Source organism: Shewanella sp. ANA-3, assembly GCF_000203935.1.
GTDB lineage: Bacteria > Pseudomonadota > Gammaproteobacteria > Enterobacterales > Shewanellaceae > Shewanella.
The window spans coordinates 2,476,311-2,496,493 of sequence record NC_008577.1; the positions used below are offsets into that span (position 1 = coordinate 2,476,311).

Genomic DNA, 20,183 nt, shown 5'->3' on the forward strand with positions numbered 1-20,183 from the left:
AACTTAGGTTCACCTTTTTTGTTTTACTGCGAGCAGAAAATAGGGTTACTGCGGCTCGCTGATGCCTTCGCTGGTCATATGAACGCGCTGTAGGGTGCCGTCGGCATTGTAATGCAGCGGGTCAATGGCAACTGAACGTCTAAACTCACCGCCGCCATCCTGCGATGCGCCGGTATGATAGATAAAGTAGGATTTACCTTTAAATTCAATAATCGCTTGATGGTTTGTCGGCGAGTTACCCGCCACTTCATTTAAGATGCCTTGGTACTTCCACGGGCCAAGAATGCTATCACTGGTGGCATAGGCAATTTTTTCAGGGAAGCCTGAAGCGTATGAAAGATAATAGGTTTTATCTTTTTTATGTACCCAGAGCGCTTCGGTAAAGTTAGGCACATCAATGGCATGAATTTGGCCATCGAGTTCAATCATATTGGGTTTTAACTTGGCAAATCTTGGCTTAGTGTTACCCCAGAAAATATAAGCTTGCTTGTCATCATCGATAAAGACCGCAGGATCGATATCATCCCAATCAATCTCAGTATCTGTGGTCATGTCATTGGTGATAAGGGCAGTGCCGCGGGCATCCTTGAAGGGGCCAAGTGGACTATCAGCAACAGCGACACCTATGGCAAAGCCATTGATTTTGTTGTGTCTTGCCGTCACATACCAGTAGAACTGACCTTCTTTTTCGATCACATGGCTAGCCCATGCATCTCCTTTAGCCCAGCTGAAATCCTTCACCGATAACTTGCTGCCATGGGCCGTCCAATTGTGCATATCCTTAGAGCTAAAAACGAGCCAATCATGCATTTCGAAGAAGGTGCGATTGTCCTTTGCAACGTCATGGCCAGTATAAAGATAGACGGTATCTTGGTGCACTATGGCGGCAGGATCGGCGGTAAATACATCCGTAAACAGAGGGTTAGCAGCAATCGCTGCAGTGCTGACACTCGTACTCAATGCCAAACACACACTCAAAAATGCCTTTTTCATACTTCCTCTATTGTTTTTTGATATTTTGGTATTATAGTAATACCAATACTTTTACGTGCTAGCAATATTAAAGTACAAATTGTTAACTCAGGGCATCAGCTTCATCCGTTCGTTTTATGTTGAGTGTTACTCAATCGTGCGGGTAGGGCATGTGCCTTGGAAGACGAAGGTGTCATATGAATAATAAAAAACCGAAAACACTTCGTTCGGCTAGTTGGTTTGGTAGTGATGACAAAAATGGCTTTATGTATCGCAGTTGGATGAAAAACCAAGGCATACCCGAGCATCACTTTCAAAATAAGCCTGTGATTGGTATTTGCAATACTTGGTCAGAATTGACGCCCTGTAATGGTCATCTACGGGAATTGGCGCAAAGAGTAAAGAATGGCATTCGGGAAGCGGGTGGCATTCCGGTGGAGTTTCCGGTGTTTTCGAATGGTGAGTCCAACTTGCGTCCAAGTGCCATGCTGACCCGTAACCTTGCGGCCATGGACACGGAAGAAGCCATTCGTGGCAACCCCATCGACGGTGTTGTGCTGTTAGTAGGCTGCGATAAAACGACTCCGGCTTTATTAATGGGCGCGGCCAGTTGTGATTTACCGACAATCGTTGTTACTGGTGGTCCCATGCTCAATGGTAAGCATAAGGGTAAGGATGTTGGTTCGGGCACACTCGTGTGGGAACTGCATCAAGAATATAAAGCGGGCAATATCAGCCTTGCCGCATTTATGAATGCCGAAGCGGATATGTCACGCTCAACGGGCACCTGTAACACTATGGGGACGGCATCGACCATGGCTTGTATGGTGGAAACCCTTGGGGTGAGTTTGCCACACAATGCAACCATTCCTGCGGTGGATTCTCGCCGCCAAGTGCTGGCCCATATGTCGGGAATGCGAATTGTGGACATGGTCAAAGAGGATTTGACCTTAAGTAAAATTTTAAGCCGTGATGCTTTTATCAATGCCATCAAAGTGAATGCTGCCATTGGGGGGTCAACCAACGCCGTAATCCATTTAAAGGCGATCGCCGGCAGGATAGGGGTTGAGCTGTCACTCGATGACTGGCGCCATGGTTACACAGTACCGACCATAGTGAATCTTAAACCTTCGGGTCAGTACTTAATGGAAGACTTTTACTACGCAGGTGGCCTGCCAGCAGTACTAAGGCAACTGTTTGAGCATGATTTACTGAGCAAAAATACGCTTACAGTCAATGCCGCTAGCCTCTGGGACAATGTCAAAGAGGCGCCGTGTTATAACCAAGAGGTGATCATGTCACTTGAAAATCCCTTGGTTGAAAATGGCGGCATTCGCGTACTGCGCGGCAATCTCGCGCCTAGAGGCGCTGTGATCAAGCCTTCAGCCGCCAGCGCACACCTGATGCAACACCGCGGTAAAGCCGTGGTGTTTGAAAGCTTCGACGATTACAACGCTCGCATCGGCGATCCTGAATTGGATATCGATGAAAACAGCATTATGGTGCTTAAAAACTGTGGCCCAAAGGGATATCCGGGCATGGCAGAGGTCGGCAATATGGGACTGCCACCGAAGTTGTTGAAAAAAGGAATTAAGGACATGGTGAGGATTTCCGATGCACGCATGAGTGGCACCGCCTTTGGCACAGTTGTGCTGCATGTTGCCCCAGAAGCACAAGCCCTTGGGCCACTGGCCGCCGTCCAAAATGGTGACATGATAGCGCTAGATACCTATGCCGGAACGTTACAGCTGGAGATCAGTGACCAAGAGTTACAAGCCCGTCTTGCCAAACTGGCGACAGTGAAATCCATTCCTGTGAATGGTGGCTATCTCTCGCTCTTTAAGGAGCATGTTCTCCAGGCGGATGAGGGCTGTGATTTTGATTTTCTCGTGGGATGTCGAGGTGCAGAGATACCAGCACATTCCCATTAAATATGAACTCGTTTTCTTTTATAATAAAACCAGATAATTATTTTAATAAAAGGTTGAGTTATGAAGTTGACTAATCAATACCCGAGTTTACAAGGGAAAACCATTTTTATCAGTGGTGGCGCAACGGGTATTGGGGCTTGCTTGGTTAATGCTTTTTTAGAGCAGGGCGCTAAGGTGGCATTTGTCGATATTTTAGTTGAGGAGTCAACTCAACTCGTCGCAGACCTTAAGCAGACTCAACCAGAGGCCAGCGTAACATTTTATCACTGCGATCTTGTCGATATCGCCGCCCTCAAGCGTGTGATTGCTCAGGTCGAGGACGATTTAGGCCCAATATCAGTATTAATTAACAATGCCGCGTGCGATCAACGCCATAGCATCGACGAAGTGACCCCAGAATATTGGGACCAATGCCTAAACACCAATTTGCGGCATTACTTTTTCGCCGTACAAGCGGTCAGGCCGCAAATGCAGCGCCTCGGCGGAGGCTCAGTGATCAACTTAGGTTCAATGAGTTGGCACAATCGGCAGGCGGGCATGGCGGGTTACACCGCATCTAAGGCCGGCGCCATGGGCTTAACTCGAGGGTTAGCTGCCGATTTAGGTAAAGATAAAATCCGGATTAATACCTTAACGCCGGGTTGGGTGATGACAAAACGTCAACTCACGCACTGGGTAGATAAAGATACGGCAAAACATATCGAAAATAACCAATGTATTAAAGAATATGTGATGCCCGAAGATATTGCTGCTATGGCGTTATTTTTAGCAGCAGATGATAGCAAACTCTGCACCGCACAGAATTTTATTGTCGATGGTGGTTGGATTTAAATATCACAATAAAATTTCAGTTCATTAAATAATGAGGTGAGTGCTGAGTTTATTTTAAATAAAAGGTAAAGCACTCACCATGCAACTCTCTGTTACTCAAAAAAGCCTACAACACGCCGCATTTGCGGATGAACTACAATTAGTCACGCTCACTAATAGCCACGGGCTTGAAGTGGTTCTGTCAAATTACGGCGCCAGTATTTGGTCGGTCAAACTTTATGGTCAAGCGCAAGAACCTATTTCATTAAGTCTGGGCTATCAAGATATTAAAGATTGGGTGACTAATCCGTATTATTTTGGTATTACCGCCGGCCGTGTCGCAAATCGCATTGGTAAAGCACAATTCCCCTTAGCAGGTAAAACAATTCAATTAGTCGCCAATGAAGGCAATAATCAACTTCACGGCGGACCTAAAGGATTAAGCCATTGCACTTGGCAGGTTGAGATGCTGCAGGACAATGACAGTGTGGCGGCGGTTTTCAGCATTACCAGCCCCGATGGCGATCAAGGATTTCCGGGGAATCTTGCGATTACGCTCGAGTACCGCCTCAATGAAAACAATGAATTAACTCTGAACTATCAAGCCGTTTGCGATCAAACCACACCCGTCTGTTTAACTAATCATGCTTACTGGAATCTTGCCTCCAACAAACAGCAAGGCATTTTAGGGCACGAACTCTCCATTCAAGCCAGTCATTTCTTGGCGCTCGATAATGAACAGATCCCGACGGGCGAATTAATCTTAGTCGACGATGGCGCATACGATTTCAAACAACCGAAGCTAATTGCCACGGATATTAAGCAATTAACCAATGGTTATGATCATTATTTTGTGATGGATAGAAACCCAGACAATAAAAACAGTTTGCAGACTATTGCGGTATTAAAAGATCCGCTTTCTGGCCGAGAACTCGAAATTAGTACCACAGAAGTCGGCGTGCAATTTTATAGTGGCAACTTTCTCGATGGCAGCCATATTGATGATGAAGGTTATAGCATTAATCAATTCCATGGCCTGTGTTTAGAAACCCACGGTTATCCGAACGCGGTAAACATTGACCATTTCCCGAGTGTCATGCTTGAGGCAAATACTCAATATCAACAAATTACGGTACATAAGTTTAAGAATATTTAATTCAATCAAGGCGAAATAACATTTATTTGTACGAGTTAGTCTGCAGTTAACAGCAGGCTAGGGGATCTCTGTTACCTAAAATTATAAAGGGAATAATAATGAAACATAATAAAATCATTACCGCATTGGGATTATGGGCTGTCAGTGCTACTTGTGCCTACGCCACCACAGTGGGCTTTTCACAGGTTGGCTCCGAGAGTGGTTGGCGTACCAGCTTTAGCGAAGCGGTCAAGGCCGAAGCTAAACAGCGTGGCATCGATTTGAAATTTGCCGACGCTCAGCAAAAACAAGAGAACCAAATCAAAGCCGTGCGCAGCTTTATCGCCCAAGGTGTGGATGCCATTATTATTGCGCCCGTGGTAGAAACAGGTTGGAAACCCGTACTGAAAGAAGCCAAACGCGCCAAAATCCCAGTCGTGATTGTCGACCGTAATATCAAGGTCGATGATGACTCCTTATTCCTTACCCGTATCGCCTCCGACTTTAGCGAAGAAGGCCGCAAGATTGGCCAATGGCTTATGGATAAAACCCAAGGTAACTGCGATATCGCCGAGTTGCAGGGCACGGTAGGTGCAACCGCAGCGATTGATCGCGCAGCCGGTTTTAACCAAGTGATTGCCAATTATCCCAATGCCAAGATTGTTCGTAGCCAAACTGGCGAATTTACCCGTGCTAAGGGTAAAGAAGTGATGGAAGGTTTCCTCAAAGCCCAAAACGGTCAGCCACTGTGCGCCGTGTGGTCGCATAACGATGAAATGGCCCTCGGCGCCGTGCAAGCCATTAAAGAAGCCGGTTTAAAACCGGGCAAAGATATTCTGATTGTCTCCGTGGACGGTGTTCCCGATTACTTTAAGGCGATGGCCGATGGCGATGTCAATGCCACGGTTGAGCTTAGCCCATACTTAGGCGGCCCAGCGTTTGATGCTATCGATGCCTACCTGAAGGGCAATAAGGATCAGGCCAAGCTTATTAGCACCACGGGTGATGTGTTTACCCAAGAAACCGCTGCCGCAGAGTACGAAAAGCGCCGCCAGCAATAATCCCATTGACGCTTTCTTGGGGAATAGCGCTATGAGCCTTATTTTAGAACTCAAGCAGATCAGTAAGCATTATCCGGGCGTCAAAGCCCTTGAGGATGTGAGCTTACGGTTATTTGCGGGGGAAGTTCACGCCCTATTGGGCGAAAACGGTGCGGGTAAATCGACGCTGGTGAAAGTGATGACAGGCGCCCAGTCAAAAGACATGGGCGACATCCTCTTTCTTGGCGAGCCGCAACACTTCAACACACCGATGGATGCGCAAAAGGCGGGGATCAGCACGGTTTATCAGGAGGTGAACTTAGTGCCTAACCTGACCGTGGCACAAAACCTGTTCCTCGGTTACGAACCGCGCCGCCTTGGGCTGATCCATTTTAAAAAAATGTATGCCGACGCGCGGGCCGTGTTAACTCAGTTCAAGCTGGATATCGATGTTAGCGCGCCGCTGTCGGATTATTCCATCGCGGTGCAGCAACTGATCGCCATCGCCCGCGGTGTTGCCATGTCGGCCAAGGTATTAGTGCTCGATGAGCCTACCGCGAGCTTAGATGCCAAAGAAGTGCAAGTACTGTTTGGGATCTTAAACCAGCTCAAAGCCAAGGGCGTGGCTATCGTGTTTATCACTCACTTCCTCGATCAGGTTTATCAGATAAGCGATCGCATTACCGTGTTACGTAACGGGCAGTTTATCGGCGAATATCTGACGGCAGAACTGCCACAGCCTAAGCTAATTGAAGCCATGCTCGGGCGGTCTCTGCAGGAGCAATTGGTTGATAAACAGGAAAAGGAGCGCACCGTCACCCGCGCAGAGGCCGTGCTCTTGTCCCTCGAAGATGTGTCGGTGAAAGGCTCAATCCAATCGATGAATCTCACCGTGCCCAAAGGGCAGGCAGTCGGGCTTGCGGGGCTGCTAGGCTCTGGGCGCAGCGAAGTCTGCAACGCCGTGTTTGGGCTGGACTTGGTCGATAGCGGCAGTATCCATTTGGCTGGGCAGAAACTGAATCTGTCTCAACCCGTGGATGCGATCAGCGCCGGGATCGCCCTGTGCCCCGAAGATCGCAAGATTGACGGCATCATCGGTCCTTTATCGATTCGCGAAAACATTATTCTCGCGCTGCAGGCGCGTATCGGGTGGTGGCGGTATTTATCCAACACGCGGCAGCAGGAAATTGCCCAGTTCTTTATCGATAAATTACAGATTGCGACCCCAGATGCGGATAAACCCATAGAGCAATTGAGTGGCGGTAATCAGCAGAAGGTGATCCTCGCGCGTTGGTTAGCCATCGAACCCATCCTGCTCGTGCTGGATGAGCCGACCCGGGGTATCGATATTGGCGCCCACGCCGAAATCGTCAAGCTTATCAGAACTTTGTGTGATGAAGGCATGTCGCTGCTGGTTGCATCGTCTGAGCTCGATGAGCTCGTGGCCTTTTCAAATAAAGTCGTGGTATTACGCGACAGATATGCAGTACGTGAACTTTCAGGAGCGGAATTAACCTCGCAACACGTAATGCAAGCGATTGCGGAGGGATAAATGAAAAGCTCAGCCGAAACCCTATCATCCACACGCATGTCCGCCGATTTGATCTCACCCCAGATGAACGCATCTGAGGCGCATTCATCTGAGCGGCAACCGCGGATGCAGGAAAGTCATAAGACCATGGTTCAAGAAAAAAACGCCCGTTACCAAGCGGGCAAGTCGACCTCCATGGGTCGATATCTCTGGCCACTATTGGCATTAAGTATTCTGTTACTGGCCAATCTGTTTATTGACAGCAGTTTCTTCAATATCAGCTATCAAGACGACAGACTCTATGGCTCTTTGATTGATATCTTAAATCGCAGTGCACCCGTGGCGCTGCTCTCGATTGGTATGAGTCTCGTGATTGCCACTGGCGGAATTGACCTGTCGGTAGGTGCCGTGATGGCGATTGCGGGCGCGGTTTGCGCGAATCTACTGTTAGTGCCGGATATCAGTTTAGTCACCGTCATTGCAGCAGGCCTTATCGTCGGGCTCTTAGCTGGCTGTATTAATGGTGGGCTGGTGAGTTTCTTAGGCATTCAACCGATTGTCGCGACCTTGCTGCTCATGGTGGCGGGGCGCGGTGTCGCTCAGCTTATCAACCAAGGGCAAATTATCACCTTTCAGCACCCAGGCTTTGCCGCCATTGGCGTGGGCCAGTTTTTAGGCCTGCCGATGCCAGTGTGGATTGTGATTGGGATGCTAACCTTCAGTCAATTACTGCTGCGTAAAACCGCTTTAGGGCTTTTTATCGAAGCGGTTGGTTGTAATGCCAAGGCGAGTCGTTACCTTGGGATCAACGATAAATCCATCAAACTGTTCGCCTATGGCATTGCGGGTTTGTGCGCGGCATTGGCCGGGATGATCAGCACCGCCGATATCCAAGGCTCGGATGCGAATAACGCTGGACTTTGGCTTGAGCTGGATGCCGTGCTGGCCGTAGTCATTGGCGGCGCAGCGCTCACGGGCGGGCGTTTCTCGTTAATTTTGTCGGTCGTTGGCGCGCTGATCATTCAAACCTTAGCGACCACCATTATCGTCAGTGGTTTACCCGCTAAGTTTAACTTGCTGATCAAGGCCATCGTTATCCTGACCGTGCTGCTGTTGCAATCGGCTAAATTTAGGCGCCAATTGTCGGCGCTGTTCAAATCCAAGCGCCATGCGGATGCCAAACCAGCAGAAAAGGCCACAAGTGCAAAAGCCAGTGCCGCAACAGGAGAAAAACTATGATAGCAAGACGTTTTATCCCGCTGTGGATCACCGCCTCATTGCTGCTGACCATGTTTCTGGTTGGCACCTTTCAGTTTGACGGTTTTGCCAGTGGCCGAGTAGTCACCAACCTGTTGCGTGACAATGCATTCCTATTGATCACCGCATTAGGCATGACCTTAGTGATTATCTCTGGGGGTATCGATCTTTCGGTTGGTGCCGTCATCGCCTTAAGTGGGGTCGTCACCAGTTTATTGATCACCGAGTACCAATGGCATCCATTGTTGGCCTTTGTGGTTATCTTACCCCTCGGCACTCTGTTTGGCGCACTCATGGGCACTATTATCCATGTGTATAAGTTGCAGCCATTTATTGTGACGCTTGCGGGCATGTTCCTGGCGCGGGGCTTAGCGACGACGCTCAGCGAAGAGTCGATTGCCATTGACCATCCATTTTACGATGCGGTGGCCGAGATGAGCATTGCACTGCCGGGCAATGGCGCACTCGATTTAAGCTCACTGATCTTTATCCTGTTCTTTGTGATTATCGCCGTGGTCATGCATTACACCCGTTTTGGCACGAATGTGTATGCCATTGGTGGCAATCAACATTCCGCCGAACTAATGGGGATTTCCATCGCGAAAACCACCATCAGTATTTACGCCATCAGTAGCTTCCTAGCAACGCTGGCAGGTATTGTCTTTACCTTTTACACCTTCTCTGGCTATGCACTTGGCGCCATTGGCGTCGAACTGGATGCCATTGCGGCCGTGGTCATTGGCGGCACCCTGTTAACTGGCGGCAGTGGCTTTGTGCTCGGCACTGTGCTTGGGGTGATTTTGATGGGGGTGATCCAAACCTATATCACCTTCGATGGCAGCTTAAGCAGTTGGTGGACCAAGATAGTCATTGGCCTGTTACTGTTCTTCTTCATCCTGTTACAGAAACTCTTGAATGGACGCAAAACTCAACATGGATAATCGTCAATCTAACGTATCTGTCTTTAGGCGCTTTCCTTTGGTCTCTGGCTTACTCGCCGCATTGGCGCTGCCATTAGCGCAAGCCGTGCCTGTGCTCGAAATTAGCCGCGCACAACCCCACAGCGCCACGGTGCAAACCCTCGATGCGAATGCGCCCTTTATCGAGAGAAGGGCGGATCCTTGGATTATTCGTGACGATGACGGCAGTTACTACTTTATTGCCTCAGTGCCAGAGTTTGACCGCATCGAACTTCGCCACGCCAAAACCATCGACGGTTTACGCCAAGCCACACCTAAAACACTGCGGTACAAGCATGAAACTGGCCCCATGAGTATCGATATTTGGGCGCCTGAGCTGCACAAAATCGATGGTCGCTGGTATATCTATTTTGCGGCCAGCAATAAGGATGTGCGTTTTCACAACCGCATGTTTGTCTTAGGACTCGAGGGCGACTCGCCGATGACGGGCCAATGGCAGGAACTTGGCAAGTTGCAATCGGCGCAGGATGCTTTTTCCCTCGATGCGACCAGCTTTAGCCTCAAGGGCGAGCGTTATTTTATTTGGGCGCAGCAAGACAAAGCTAAGAGTTACAACACCGGCTTAGTGATTGCCAAAATGCTCTCGCCGACTCAACTCTCTGATAACGAAACTATTATCAGCGAACCCTTATTGGATTGGGAGCGTTTAGGCTTTAAAGTCAACGAAGGCGCAGCTGTGTTGGTTAAAAACGGTAAAGTCTTCGTAACCTATTCCGCCAGTGCCACGGATGACCGTTATGCTATGGGGCTGTTATGGGCCGATGAAAATGCCGATTTACTCGATCCCAAGAGTTGGCATAAATCGCCAAGCCCAGTCTTTACCACTGAGCCAAGTCTTAATCGTTTTGGTCCTGGCCATAATAGTTTTGTGCTGGCAGAGGATGGTAAAACCGAGCTGATGTTTTACCATGCGCGTAATTACCTTGAGCTGCAGGGGACGCCATTGACTGACGGTAATCGACACACTTACTACCGAGCCATTCGCTGGTCGGCGGACGGTTTCCCAGTATTTGATAATCAGCAGAGCGATAGCCAAACCCTGCATCGGCAAGGCACGCAATCCCGCTAACAAGCGAAATGCATTTAATAAACACAAAATAGCACACTTAAGTAATCGAAATAGAAAGGTTTTTCCATGATAAGAGCAACAAATAGCCCCCTAGTCGAGCAGCGCGCCGATCCCTTTGTGTACCGACATAGCGACGGTTATTACTACTTTACGGGCTCAGTTCCGACCTACGATCGGATTGAACTGCGTAAAGCCAAGACCTTAGACGGCTTAAAAGACGCCCAAACCTTCGACATCTGGTTTAAACACCCAAGTGGCCCGATGAGCCGCCACGTATGGGCGCCCGAGATCCATTATCTCGATGGCAAATGGTACATCTACTTTGCGGCCAGCGAAGAGGAAGATATTTGGGCATTGCGCCCCTATGTGCTTGAGTGCCAAGGGCAAGATCCCTTGAATGATGAATGGATTGAACTTGGTATGATGCAGGCGGCCGATGGTGATAATAAGTCATTTATCGACTTTTCCTTAGATGCGACCATTTTCGAAAACAACGGTAAGCGTTACTTCTGCTGGGCGGAGAAAACCGGTGGACAATTTGCGGCATCCAACCTGTATCTTGCGGAAATGGCATCGCCCATCAAGTTAAAGACGGCGCAATTTATGCTCACCACCCCAGATTACGATTGGGAGCGCGTCGATTTTTGGGTTAACGAAGGGCCTGCAGTACTTAAACATCAAGGAAAAATCTTTATTACCTTCTCGGCCAGCGCGACAGGTGCTTGTTATTGCATGGGTTATATGGAGGCCGATGAGCATGCTGATCTGCTCGATCGTAACTCCTGGAAGAAAACCCGCCAGCCAGTGCTGTGCACTGATGTCGACAAGCAAATCTTCGGTCCTGGTCATAACAGTTTCACCGTGGCAGAAGATGGCGTGACGCCCATCTGTGTGTACCATGCCCGTGATTATGAACATGCGGTGGGCGATCCTAGTGTGGTGCCAAAGACAGATACCCGTCCATTAGCGCAAATTATTAAAGATCCACTCTATGATCCCAATCGCCATGCGCGGACGCTAGCGGTGTCATTTGATGAGAGCGGGCGCCCCTTGTTCGACCTCTACTAATTTATTTGCCGCCATAAATGATGTAATACCCGCGGGGCATGCTTCAGCAGCCCCGCTTTTTTATGCCCGATTGAAGCGCTATTGCTTAGGTAAAGCGCGATTGCATAGACTCGCACGCACAATAAGCAGCACTATAAAAGCCTTACTACTCATTCCAATCGCTATTTCAATCAGTTAACTGATTCAGCCTTTAAAGCTAAAGATGTTATATTGCCGCCCGAGCATTCACATGGTGGGCAGGAGTGCAGCCTTTCTGTTGGAGTGAATTTCAGTGATGATGATTTTGCCAAGTTCGAGGAGTAGGGAGATGGCGATAAACAAGGATAAGCTGAGTGCGAATATTGAAGCAAGAATGGAAGAGCTTGCTCAGGAACTCACTCTGGCGCTTGCTGAATATTACGATTGGTGGCTGTCACACTATCCGGCGCAAACCCTCTACGGTTTTTGCCTATACAGCTCGCCCTTAGTGGAATATTTAGGTGTCACCCTTTTCACCGAGGAAGGCCTGACGGCCGTCGCAAAGAAATATCAAAACGATAAGAGTTTTCGGCATAAATCCCTCACACAGCTTAAGCAAACGCTGCGCTGGTCAGCCTGCGACTCCCCACATCACGATGAAAATGAAGATATTTTTGAGGCGATTAACGACAAACTGCAATTGCTGCAAGAAGACGCTGAGGCGCTCGAGTCCGAAGCCGCATACGATGCTTACCTTAAAGCTTTGTACGCCATATTAGTCAGGGCGCTCAATGAGGTTAAAGCCATGCGCGGGCTAAACCCGCAGGCAATATTGTTCTCCGTTTGGTTTGGCGATCAAAGCGAGGCTGATATCGAATATTTTGTTCGAAGTTGCAACGATGAAGATAATGTCGCACAGTTTTATGAGCAATGGCGTTAGTTTTTGCCAGCAAAAATTTTCAACACAACTGACTTATTTCGTCTATAACCATCAACATCCCACTCCATATTGACTGATATTGACGGGTAGTGGCTGTTATTTACGGCGAGAGGTTGCTAATAACTGATAGTCGCATAGGGTCACCAGCAAACATTAGGTAGTGCCAAGCGCAGAAACTCTGGGTAAGGGGATAAAAAAACAAGGGAAAGCGTTTCACTTTCCCTTATCTGAATCAGTGTTTTAAGCTCGAGTGCCTACATGCGCTCGGGATGCTCGCTTACTGAGTCGAGCTTGGCTCACTTTTTAGTAGGCGCACCTCATATAGACCGCCGGCAATCGAGCCCGGTTTTGCCATAAATTTCACCCTGAAGGGCACTGTGCTATCCAACAGCATGTCGGCGGGAATAGGGTAATCGACGCTGTAAAATATCGGCCCCTTATCGGCAGGCAGAGTGACTTCGGCAAGGCGTTTATCGTTAATCAAAATGTCGAAACGTCGCCCTGCATCCAGCCCAAAGTAGGTTAAGCGCAATATGGGTCGCGGTTCACCTTTAGCATCGAGTTGATAGCTAAACCAATCCTCGGCATGGCGCCAATGGCGATTACCATTAAGGCCTGCTTCACTCCTTGATGCCTTAAAGAAATGATCCGACTCAGGTTGCTGCTCACCAGGCTGCACACTATCTAAGGTTTGCGCCATCAGCTTGGCTTCCATCTGGGCTTTTTGAGCTAACTCTTGCTGTTTTTGTTGCCATTCATCGGGCGCACTCTGGCCAAAATACAAGGTATAGCGGCTGTCATGCAGGCGAAAGAAGGGGATCAGCGTGATGGGGCTCGCTTGATTTGTATGAGCTTTCCCCGTGGTAAATTGCAGCAGACTCATGGGTTCACGGCGGATATCGGTTAAAAAGCGGGTACCATCGCTAATAAAAATCGGCGCCTGACTGGGTTCGCACATAGGACCACTGGCAATATGCCCCATGCGACTGGCATCGCCGATAAAGTTTAAGGCTTCGTTAGCGATAGGCGCCGTTTTTGCCGCTAACACAATTGGCCCATAAAGCACTGAGTAATAGGCGCTTTTATCCGGTAGCTGCTCAAGACTAATGTCCATAGGTAAGGTGATTGTCACGCTATCGCCCTTGCGCCAGTGCCGCGTTAAGGGAATATATTGCCCTTGAGTCGGTGTAAACCTTTGCGGCTCGCCATTAATGCTCACGGTCACCTCACCCTTAGCCCATGTGGGATAGCGCAGATTGAGGGTAAAGTCCGCCTCCTGATGGATAATCATCTGCGAAGTATTGTCATCGGGGAACTGAGTTTTTTGGCTAAGGCTGATGCCTTTGGCTTTCCAGTGGACCTCAGAATCAACAAACAGGTTCACAAACAGATTGTTGTCCTCCTCGGCATAGATGAGCTCGCCGTATTTAGCATGGTTTTCGATGCCTGAGCCGACACAACACCACATACTTTCCTGCGCCGAGGAATAGACGCGGTAATGGTCTGGGCGCATTGGCGTAAAATACACTAGGCCGCCAGTTTGCGGATGCTGGGACGAGAGGATATGGTTGTAGAGTGCACGCTCGTAGTAATCGATATAGCGTAAATCACGTTTGTTTTCATACAGTAATTTTGACAGCTTCAACATGTTGTAGGTATTGCAAGTCTCAGGGCCTTCTACCGAGTCAAGCATACTGCTGAAATCTTCGCTGGGATGAAAATACTCGCGCACACTGTTGCCACCGATGGAAACGGTGCGCTGGTGAACTACTTGCTGCCAAAAATAATCGGCGCTTTCTAACCATTCCTTGTTATTACTCAGCTCGGCAATACGTGCCACACCGACAATTTTAGGAATTTGTGTATTGGCATGTAGGCCCGTCAGTTTATCTTGATGCTGCAACAGGGGTTGTAACAGGCTTTGATCCGTATAGCGATTCGCAAGATTTAAGTATTTGTTTTGACCTGTAATGCTGTACACATCCGCTAAGGTTTCATTTAAGCCACCGTATTCGGTGCGCAGCATAAGCTGCAGCTGCTCATCACTTAGATTGCGACTTAAATCCAGCATCCAATCGGCAAAACCGACGAGCATTTTCTTCGCCGTGGGATTTTGAGTATAAAGATAGGCATCCCGCAGGCCCGCGAATACCTTATGCACGTTATACCAAGGCACCCATGATTGGTTGAGCGTAAACAGATCCGCTTCGATATGGCCAGCGGCGACCTGCTGCCATAGTTTGTCTCCATGAGGGACACCGCCCACATAACCATTGCCATGGGCCTGTTGACACTTTTCCAACTCGGCCACCATGTAGTTGAGGCGCGAAAGCACCGCCTGATCGCCCGTGGCGGCATACATTAGGGCCAATGCCGATAGATAATGCCCACCGATATGGCCATCAAGGCCCGTATTTTCCCAATTGGGGTAGTTGTCGGCCGTGGTCGCAATTCCCGCGGCCTTGCGGTAAGGGGCGAGTAGTCGCTCGGGATCCATCGACATGATGTAAGCCAAATCGGTCTGCTGGGCATGCAGAAATGGCCCGGCGGTTAGGCGCACATCGTTTAGCGGAATGGGGGTAAGACTAGCAAAGCTTGGCTGGGATACGAATGGGCAAGTTAATGGCAATAACAGGCAAAGGCCAAACAATCGGGCAGTGTTCATCTTGGCTCCCTTATTATACGGATTGGAGTTTTACGTTTGGATTAACTCAGTTTTTGCGTGATAAAAAAGCCCCTGGGTAGGGGCTTATGGTGTTATCGCAGAAAGATTACGCCGATACTTGGGGCGCAGCAGTCTTAGGCGTTACTGTCTCAGCAGTTACAGTGTCTGAGGCTATAGCCTTAGACGTCTGCTTGGCGTCCGTTTGGCTAACATGCGCCTGCTCGGGCAAAGCCTGTTTGATTTCTTCATAAACGCGATCAGAAATCTTGTATTTGAACATCAGTAAGCCCATCAGCGCGTGGAATGCGCCAGGGATCACCGTTAGCATTAACGAAATACCGGTCAACGCAAATTCGCTTTGAGTTTCACCGGGTTGATAGTTGAAGTAGGTCAGTAGCATACCCACCACAAATCCCGCCGCGCCCATACCCGCTTTTTGGGCGAATGAGATCCCGCCAAAGGCAAGGCCAGAGACCCTGTGGCCCGTTTTGACTGTGCCATAATCCACCGACTCGGAAATCACCGACCAGAAGACAGGCGCATGTAAATCCACCACGAATGAAATCGCAAAGTAGAGTACGAAGGCCAGCACTATGTCGCCCGGCTGCACGGCAAAGAACATGATGGCGCTTAAGATCCCAACCACGATTTGGCTGTAGCGGAAGAGTTTTAGTTTGCAGTAACGCTTAGTGATCCAAGTTGAAGCGACCATCGCAAGAATCGCTGCACCAACACCGGTCGACAGGAATGCCGAGAGCATCTTGGCATCGCCGCCCAAGTAATAGGTCGCGTAGTAGGCTGCTACCGAGCCGCGGATCACATAGCCAATGGTGCCAATCACACAAATCGCGACTAGTACTAACCATTGATCGTTTTTGAACAATAATCGCAGTTGCATGCCAACAGGCTTAGTTTCCACCTTGTAGGCCACGCGCTCTGTGGTAGTAAAAAAGCAGAATAAAAACAGTAGGGTTGCCATCAATGCCATCACGCCCATGGCTTTTTGATAGCCCGCGGCAATGTTCTCTCCGCCCCAGGCAGACGCCAATATAGGCACGATAATGGTCACTAAAAAGGCGGCAATCTTGGCGAAGAACAAACGATAACCGTTGGCGGATAACCGCTCTTTTGGATCGTCGGTGATCACGCTGATAATCGAAATATACGGAATAGTGACAGTGGTAAAGATGATAGTGACCAGAATATAAGTCGAATAGGCCCAGATAAGTTTGGCATTGTAATCCCAATCTGGGGTTGAGAAGGTTAAGAACACCGAAATACCAAAGGGAATCGCCATAAACAGGAAGTAGGGGCGATATCTTCCCCAGCGGGTCGTCACTTTATCGTTAATAATGCCCATTAAAGGATCGGTAATGGCATCGATAAGACGAACCAGCAGGAACAATATCCCGACATCGGCGGGCTTTAACCCAAAAATATCGGTATAAAAGAAGGTAATAATTAACATCATTGACGAAATCACCACGTTAACGGCCATGTCCCCGGAGCCGTAACCGATCTTTTCAATGACTGACAATTTATGATAACTCATCAGAAATCCTTATTATATTTATTATAAACAGTGAGTTATTGTGTTATTTTGCAATTTAACGCCTCCGCAATGTTAACACATTTTTCTCCTGTTAATTTTTTTGCATTTGATTGTTACTTCCTTGTCCTGATAGTATGATAACTTAATTCATCATACAATAGCATAATAACTATTTTGTTATATGGGATGGGGGTCATAAGGAGAATTGATGCCAGCTATGAGAGTCACACCGAAAACAGCCCTAAAACGTCACCTTAAGATGCTCAATTGTGCACTGCTTGGCGTATTGGGCACCCTAGGCCAAGTGAGTGCCAAACAGGTGAGTATTCACGATCCTGTGATGGCAAAAGAGGCCGGACAGTATTATCTCTTCAGCACAGGTCCCGGTATTACCTATTATTCCTCAAAGGATAAAATCCATTGGGAATTAGCTGGGCGGGTATTCGAAACTGAGCCTAGCTGGGCAAAAGGCGTTGCGCCAGAGTTTAACGGCCATTTGTGGGCGCCGGATATCATTGAGCATAACGGCTTGTTTTATCTGTATTACTCAGTATCGGCCTTTGGTAAAAACACCTCGGCCATTGGCGTGACAGTCAATAAAACCCTCGACAAGAATTCAAAGGACTATCAGTGGACAGATAAGGGGATCGTTATTCAATCTGTGCCAAATCGCGATGCTTGGAACGCGATTGATCCCAATATTATTGTCGATGAGCAGGGTACGCCTTGGATGAGTTTTGGCTCCTTCTGGCAAGGGTTAAAACTGGTCAAGCTCAATCCGGACTTTATCTCCATCGCCAAACCTGAGGAGTGGCACACGCTTGCCAAGTTAGAACGCCCAGCACTGCTTGGTGAAACCGAGCCAGGTCCTGCTGAAATCGAAGCGCCTTTTATCTATAAAAAAGATGACTATTACTATCTTTTTGTCTCCTACGGCCTTTGCTGTCGTGGGGATGACAGCACTTACCACTTAGCCGTGGGCCGCGCCAAAACGGTGACCGGGCCTTACCTCGATAAAGCGGGCAAAGACATGGCGCAAGGCGGCGGATCAGTTTTACTGCATGGCACTAAGGCTTGGCCTGGATTGGGCCATAACAGTGTTTATGCCTTCGATGGCAAAGATTACTTAGTCTTTCATGCCTACGAATCCGCCGATAATGGCTTACAAAAACTCAAGATGGCGGAACTTAGCTGGCGCCAAGGTTGGCCAGAGGTCGATCCTAAGGCGCTCAATCAATACCAGAGCGTATTAGTTGCACCCGAAGGAACAAAACAATAATGACTCACACAATCAACAAACGAATGGCGACGCTTGCGCTGGCCATGGGACTTAGTGCGACCTGCTTGGGGGCAGGTAACCTATATGCCGCAGAGAGTGCGAAGGGCGCGGATGAAAACCGCATTACCGCAGCGACCTTTGCCAATCCGTTATTTCGAAATGGAGCCGATCCTTGGCTCGAATACCACAATGGTAACTATTATCTCACCACCACCACGTGGACCTCTGAGCTGGTGATGCGTAAATCGCCCACCATTGCAGGGCTTGCCTATGCGCCAGCCCACAATATTTGGAGTGGCACAGATAAATCCAACTGCTGTAACTTTTGGGCGTTCGAATTCCACCCACTGCAAACTGCGCAGGGATTACGTTGGTATGTAATTTACACCTCGGGCGTGGCAGAAAACTTCGATGGCCAGCGTAACCATATCCTCGAGAGTGAAGGCAGCGACCCTATGGGGCCATACAAGTTTAAGGGCACACCAATGCCCGACCACTGGAATATCGACGGCAGCTATTTGGAGTATAAAGGCCAGTTATATTTCCTCTGGTCCGAATGGCATGGCCAAGATCAAGTCAACTTGATTGCCAAGATGAGCAACCCTTGGACCGTCGAGGGCGAACATAAGGTGATCACAGCGCCCATTCACGACTGGGAAAAATCAGGCTTAAACGTCAACGAAGGCCCTGAAATCATCCAGCATGAGGGCAGAACTTTCTTAGTTCACTCGGCAAGCTTTTGTAACACTGAGGATTATTCCTTGGCCGTGGTTGAACTCACCGGTGACGATCCTATGGATCCCGCCGCATGGACTAAGTACGACAAGCCTTTCTTTAGCAAGGCCAATGGTGTCTATGGCCCTGGCCACCATGGTTTCTTCAAGTCTCCCGATGGGAAAGAAGATTGGCTCATTTACCATGGCAACTCCTCGGCCTCCGACGGCTGTAGTGGTACCCGTGCGGCACGTGCTCAACCCTTTACTTGGGATAACGAAGGCTTGCCTAAATTTGGCGAACCAATGGCGGATAAAAAGCAGTTGCCAGTCCCAAGTGGCGAGTTTGGTCCGATAACCACCCAGGTGGAAGGCGTGAAATACCGCATCGTGAGCCGTGAAGTCGGTCAATGCCTAGTGACCAATGCCAAGGGGCAGGTCAGTGTCGGTAAGTGCGAGGATGACAACAGCCAATGGGTAATTGATCCGAGTAACGATGGCCTGTATCGCTTTGCTAATGTGGGTCAGGGAACCTTTTTAACTCAGGCTCAGTGCCAAGATGAGTCTTCAACGGCACTGAATACTGCGCCTTGGGTCGCCTCCCGTTGTCAGCGTTGGTCGGTGGATTCGACTCGCGAGGGCTGGTTCCGTTTCGCAAACGATCGCTCCATCGGCAATCTGCAGGTGAAAAACTGCAGTAAAAAGGCTGGCGCCGAGGTGATTGCCGGGGAAAACCGTGTCAGTGAATGCACCGATTGGCGGATTGAGCCAGTCTCAACATTTGCCATAGTCAACGCCCATAGCGGCCGAGTGGTCAGCGCCGAACAATGTCAGCTTAAACCTAATGCCAATGTGGCTCAGTTTGAATACACCGGCGATGCCTGTCAGCAGTGGCAAGCCATGCCGACAACCGATGGATTTTACCGTCTACAATCCATCCAACGTTCAAACAACAAGGCGCAACAATGCCTTGTGACCAACGAAGGTAATCTGGAGCTAGGGGCTTGTACTGCAATCGACAGCGAGTTCCGTAGCGAGTTGATGCCTAATGGCTCATTAAGGCTAGTGTCCCGTAAGGGCGGTTCGTCGATGAAAGTGGCCAATGGCTCCTATGCCAATGGCGATAACATAGTGGAGGACGTGTGGAAAAACACCATTTCACAACAGTTCTATTTTAGAGAGGTGAAATAATTCATCCCTCTAAATAACTGAGCATCACCACGGCGGTGGCTAAACGCGTGCTTGTAATGTCGTTTAAGTTGAGGTCGCTTATCGGCATCTTG

At 48.9% G+C, this 20,183-nt stretch carries 15 protein-coding genes; 12 read left to right on the plus strand and 3 right to left on the minus strand.

Annotated features, from left to right (window positions below; all coding sequences use genetic code 11):
* Nucleotides 1-45: 45 nt before the first annotated feature.
* Nucleotides 46-993: a glycoside hydrolase family 43 protein gene (locus tag SHEWANA3_RS10890; RefSeq protein WP_011717045.1), complete on the minus strand. Its 948-nt coding sequence runs from the start codon at nt 991-993 to the stop codon at nt 46-48.
* Between the two features lie 176 nt (nt 994-1,169).
* Here SHEWANA3_RS10890 and SHEWANA3_RS10895 point away from each other — a divergent pair, with 176 nt between their 5' ends.
* The 10 genes from SHEWANA3_RS10895 (at nt 1,170) to SHEWANA3_RS10940 (ending at nt 12,691) form a co-directional block, all read left to right on the plus strand.
* Nucleotides 1,170-2,903, plus strand: a complete 1,734-nt coding sequence (locus tag SHEWANA3_RS10895; RefSeq protein WP_041412631.1) for an IlvD/Edd family dehydratase — start codon at nt 1,170-1,172, stop codon at nt 2,901-2,903.
* Nucleotides 2,904-2,963: 60 nt separating this feature from the next.
* Nucleotides 2,964-3,734: an SDR family oxidoreductase gene (locus SHEWANA3_RS10900; protein ID WP_011717047.1), complete on the plus strand. Its 771-nt coding sequence runs from the start codon at nt 2,964-2,966 to the stop codon at nt 3,732-3,734.
* A gap of 79 nt (nt 3,735-3,813) precedes the next feature.
* Nucleotides 3,814-4,869 carry an aldose epimerase family protein gene (locus SHEWANA3_RS10905; RefSeq protein ID WP_011717048.1) on the plus strand — a complete coding sequence of 352 codons (1,056 nt, stop codon included), beginning with the start codon at nt 3,814-3,816 and terminating at the stop codon, nt 4,867-4,869.
* Nucleotides 4,870-4,967: 98 nt separating this feature from the next.
* Complete coding sequence (locus tag SHEWANA3_RS10910) at nt 4,968-5,909, plus strand: ABC transporter substrate-binding protein (RefSeq protein WP_011717049.1); 942 nt, start codon at nt 4,968-4,970, stop codon at nt 5,907-5,909.
* 31 nt (nt 5,910-5,940) lie between these two features.
* The gene (locus SHEWANA3_RS10915; protein ID WP_011717050.1) at nt 5,941-7,440 is read left to right on the plus strand and encodes a sugar ABC transporter ATP-binding protein; all 1,500 of its coding nucleotides are present in this window, start codon (nt 5,941-5,943) and stop codon (nt 7,438-7,440) included.
* Nucleotides 7,441-8,658: an ABC transporter permease gene (locus tag SHEWANA3_RS10920; protein WP_011717051.1), complete on the plus strand. Its 1,218-nt coding sequence runs from the start codon at nt 7,441-7,443 to the stop codon at nt 8,656-8,658.
* On the plus strand, nt 8,655-9,617 hold the full coding sequence (yjfF, locus tag SHEWANA3_RS10925; protein ID WP_011717052.1) for a galactofuranose ABC transporter, permease protein YjfF: 963 nt from the start codon (nt 8,655-8,657) through the stop codon (nt 9,615-9,617). Before SHEWANA3_RS10920 ends, yjfF begins: the two co-directional genes overlap by 4 nt.
* Nucleotides 9,592-10,725, plus strand: coding sequence for a family 43 glycosylhydrolase (locus SHEWANA3_RS10930; protein ID WP_011717053.1), 1,134 nt, complete (start codon nt 9,592-9,594; stop codon nt 10,723-10,725). The genes yjfF and SHEWANA3_RS10930 overlap by 26 nt, the downstream gene beginning before the upstream one ends.
* Nucleotides 10,726-10,791: 66 nt before the next feature.
* Nucleotides 10,792-11,793, plus strand: a complete 1,002-nt coding sequence (locus SHEWANA3_RS10935) for a family 43 glycosylhydrolase (protein ID WP_011717054.1) — start codon at nt 10,792-10,794, stop codon at nt 11,791-11,793.
* A 307-nt stretch (nt 11,794-12,100) separates the two neighbouring features.
* Nucleotides 12,101-12,691 (plus strand): DUF4303 domain-containing protein, encoded by a 591-nt coding sequence (locus SHEWANA3_RS10940; RefSeq protein ID WP_011717055.1) that lies wholly within the window; start codon nt 12,101-12,103, stop codon nt 12,689-12,691.
* A 277-nt stretch (nt 12,692-12,968) separates the two neighbouring features.
* Here the strand turns inward: SHEWANA3_RS10940 and SHEWANA3_RS10945 are convergent, their stop codons facing one another.
* Nucleotides 12,969-15,356, minus strand: coding sequence for a glycoside hydrolase family 127 protein (locus SHEWANA3_RS10945; RefSeq protein ID WP_011717056.1), 2,388 nt, complete (start codon nt 15,354-15,356; stop codon nt 12,969-12,971).
* Between the two features lie 106 nt (nt 15,357-15,462).
* Nucleotides 15,463-16,908, minus strand: a complete 1,446-nt coding sequence (locus SHEWANA3_RS10950; protein ID WP_011717057.1) for an MFS transporter — start codon at nt 16,906-16,908, stop codon at nt 15,463-15,465.
* Between the two features lie 208 nt (nt 16,909-17,116).
* Between SHEWANA3_RS10950 and SHEWANA3_RS10955 the strand changes: the two genes are divergently transcribed.
* Both SHEWANA3_RS10955 and SHEWANA3_RS10960 read left to right on the plus strand, forming a co-directional pair.
* Entirely contained in the window at nt 17,117-18,187 is a 1,071-nt protein-coding gene (locus SHEWANA3_RS10955) for an arabinan endo-1,5-alpha-L-arabinosidase (RefSeq protein WP_011717058.1), read from the plus strand.
* On the plus strand, nt 18,187-20,091 hold the full coding sequence (locus tag SHEWANA3_RS10960) for a family 43 glycosylhydrolase (RefSeq protein WP_011717059.1): 1,905 nt from the start codon (nt 18,187-18,189) through the stop codon (nt 20,089-20,091). The genes SHEWANA3_RS10955 and SHEWANA3_RS10960 overlap by 1 nt, the downstream gene beginning before the upstream one ends.
* The last annotated feature ends 92 nt before the right edge of the window (nt 20,092-20,183 follow it).

What these genes read in the sequence shown, in the direction of transcription:
- SHEWANA3_RS10955 (WP_011717058.1), top strand. Translation starts at nt 17,117, where the DNA reads ATGCCAGCTATGAGAGTCACACCGAAAACAGCCCTAAAACGTCACCTT.
- SHEWANA3_RS10935 (WP_011717054.1), top strand. Translation starts at nt 10,792, where the DNA reads ATGATAAGAGCAACAAATAGCCCCCTAGTCGAGCAGCGCGCCGATCCC.
- SHEWANA3_RS10910 (WP_011717049.1), top strand. Translation starts at nt 4,968, where the DNA reads ATGAAACATAATAAAATCATTACCGCATTGGGATTATGGGCTGTCAGT.
- SHEWANA3_RS10890 (WP_011717045.1), bottom strand. Translation starts at nt 993, where the DNA reads ATGAAAAAGGCATTTTTGAGTGTGTGTTTGGCATTGAGTACGAGTGTC.
- SHEWANA3_RS10945 (WP_011717056.1), bottom strand. Translation starts at nt 15,356, where the DNA reads ATGAACACTGCCCGATTGTTTGGCCTTTGCCTGTTATTGCCATTAACT.
- SHEWANA3_RS10950 (WP_011717057.1), bottom strand. Translation starts at nt 16,908, where the DNA reads ATGAGTTATCATAAATTGTCAGTCATTGAAAAGATCGGTTACGGCTCC.
- SHEWANA3_RS10905 (WP_011717048.1), top strand. Translation starts at nt 3,814, where the DNA reads ATGCAACTCTCTGTTACTCAAAAAAGCCTACAACACGCCGCATTTGCG.
- SHEWANA3_RS10895 (WP_041412631.1), top strand. Translation starts at nt 1,170, where the DNA reads ATGAATAATAAAAAACCGAAAACACTTCGTTCGGCTAGTTGGTTTGGT.
- yjfF (WP_011717052.1), top strand. Translation starts at nt 8,655, where the DNA reads ATGATAGCAAGACGTTTTATCCCGCTGTGGATCACCGCCTCATTGCTG.
- SHEWANA3_RS10915 (WP_011717050.1), top strand. Translation starts at nt 5,941, where the DNA reads ATGAGCCTTATTTTAGAACTCAAGCAGATCAGTAAGCATTATCCGGGC.
- SHEWANA3_RS10900 (WP_011717047.1), top strand. Translation starts at nt 2,964, where the DNA reads ATGAAGTTGACTAATCAATACCCGAGTTTACAAGGGAAAACCATTTTT.
- SHEWANA3_RS10920 (WP_011717051.1), top strand. Translation starts at nt 7,441, where the DNA reads ATGAAAAGCTCAGCCGAAACCCTATCATCCACACGCATGTCCGCCGAT.
- SHEWANA3_RS10930 (WP_011717053.1), top strand. Translation starts at nt 9,592, where the DNA reads ATGGACGCAAAACTCAACATGGATAATCGTCAATCTAACGTATCTGTC.
- SHEWANA3_RS10960 (WP_011717059.1), top strand. Translation starts at nt 18,187, where the DNA reads ATGACTCACACAATCAACAAACGAATGGCGACGCTTGCGCTGGCCATG.
- SHEWANA3_RS10940 (WP_011717055.1), top strand. Translation starts at nt 12,101, where the DNA reads ATGGCGATAAACAAGGATAAGCTGAGTGCGAATATTGAAGCAAGAATG.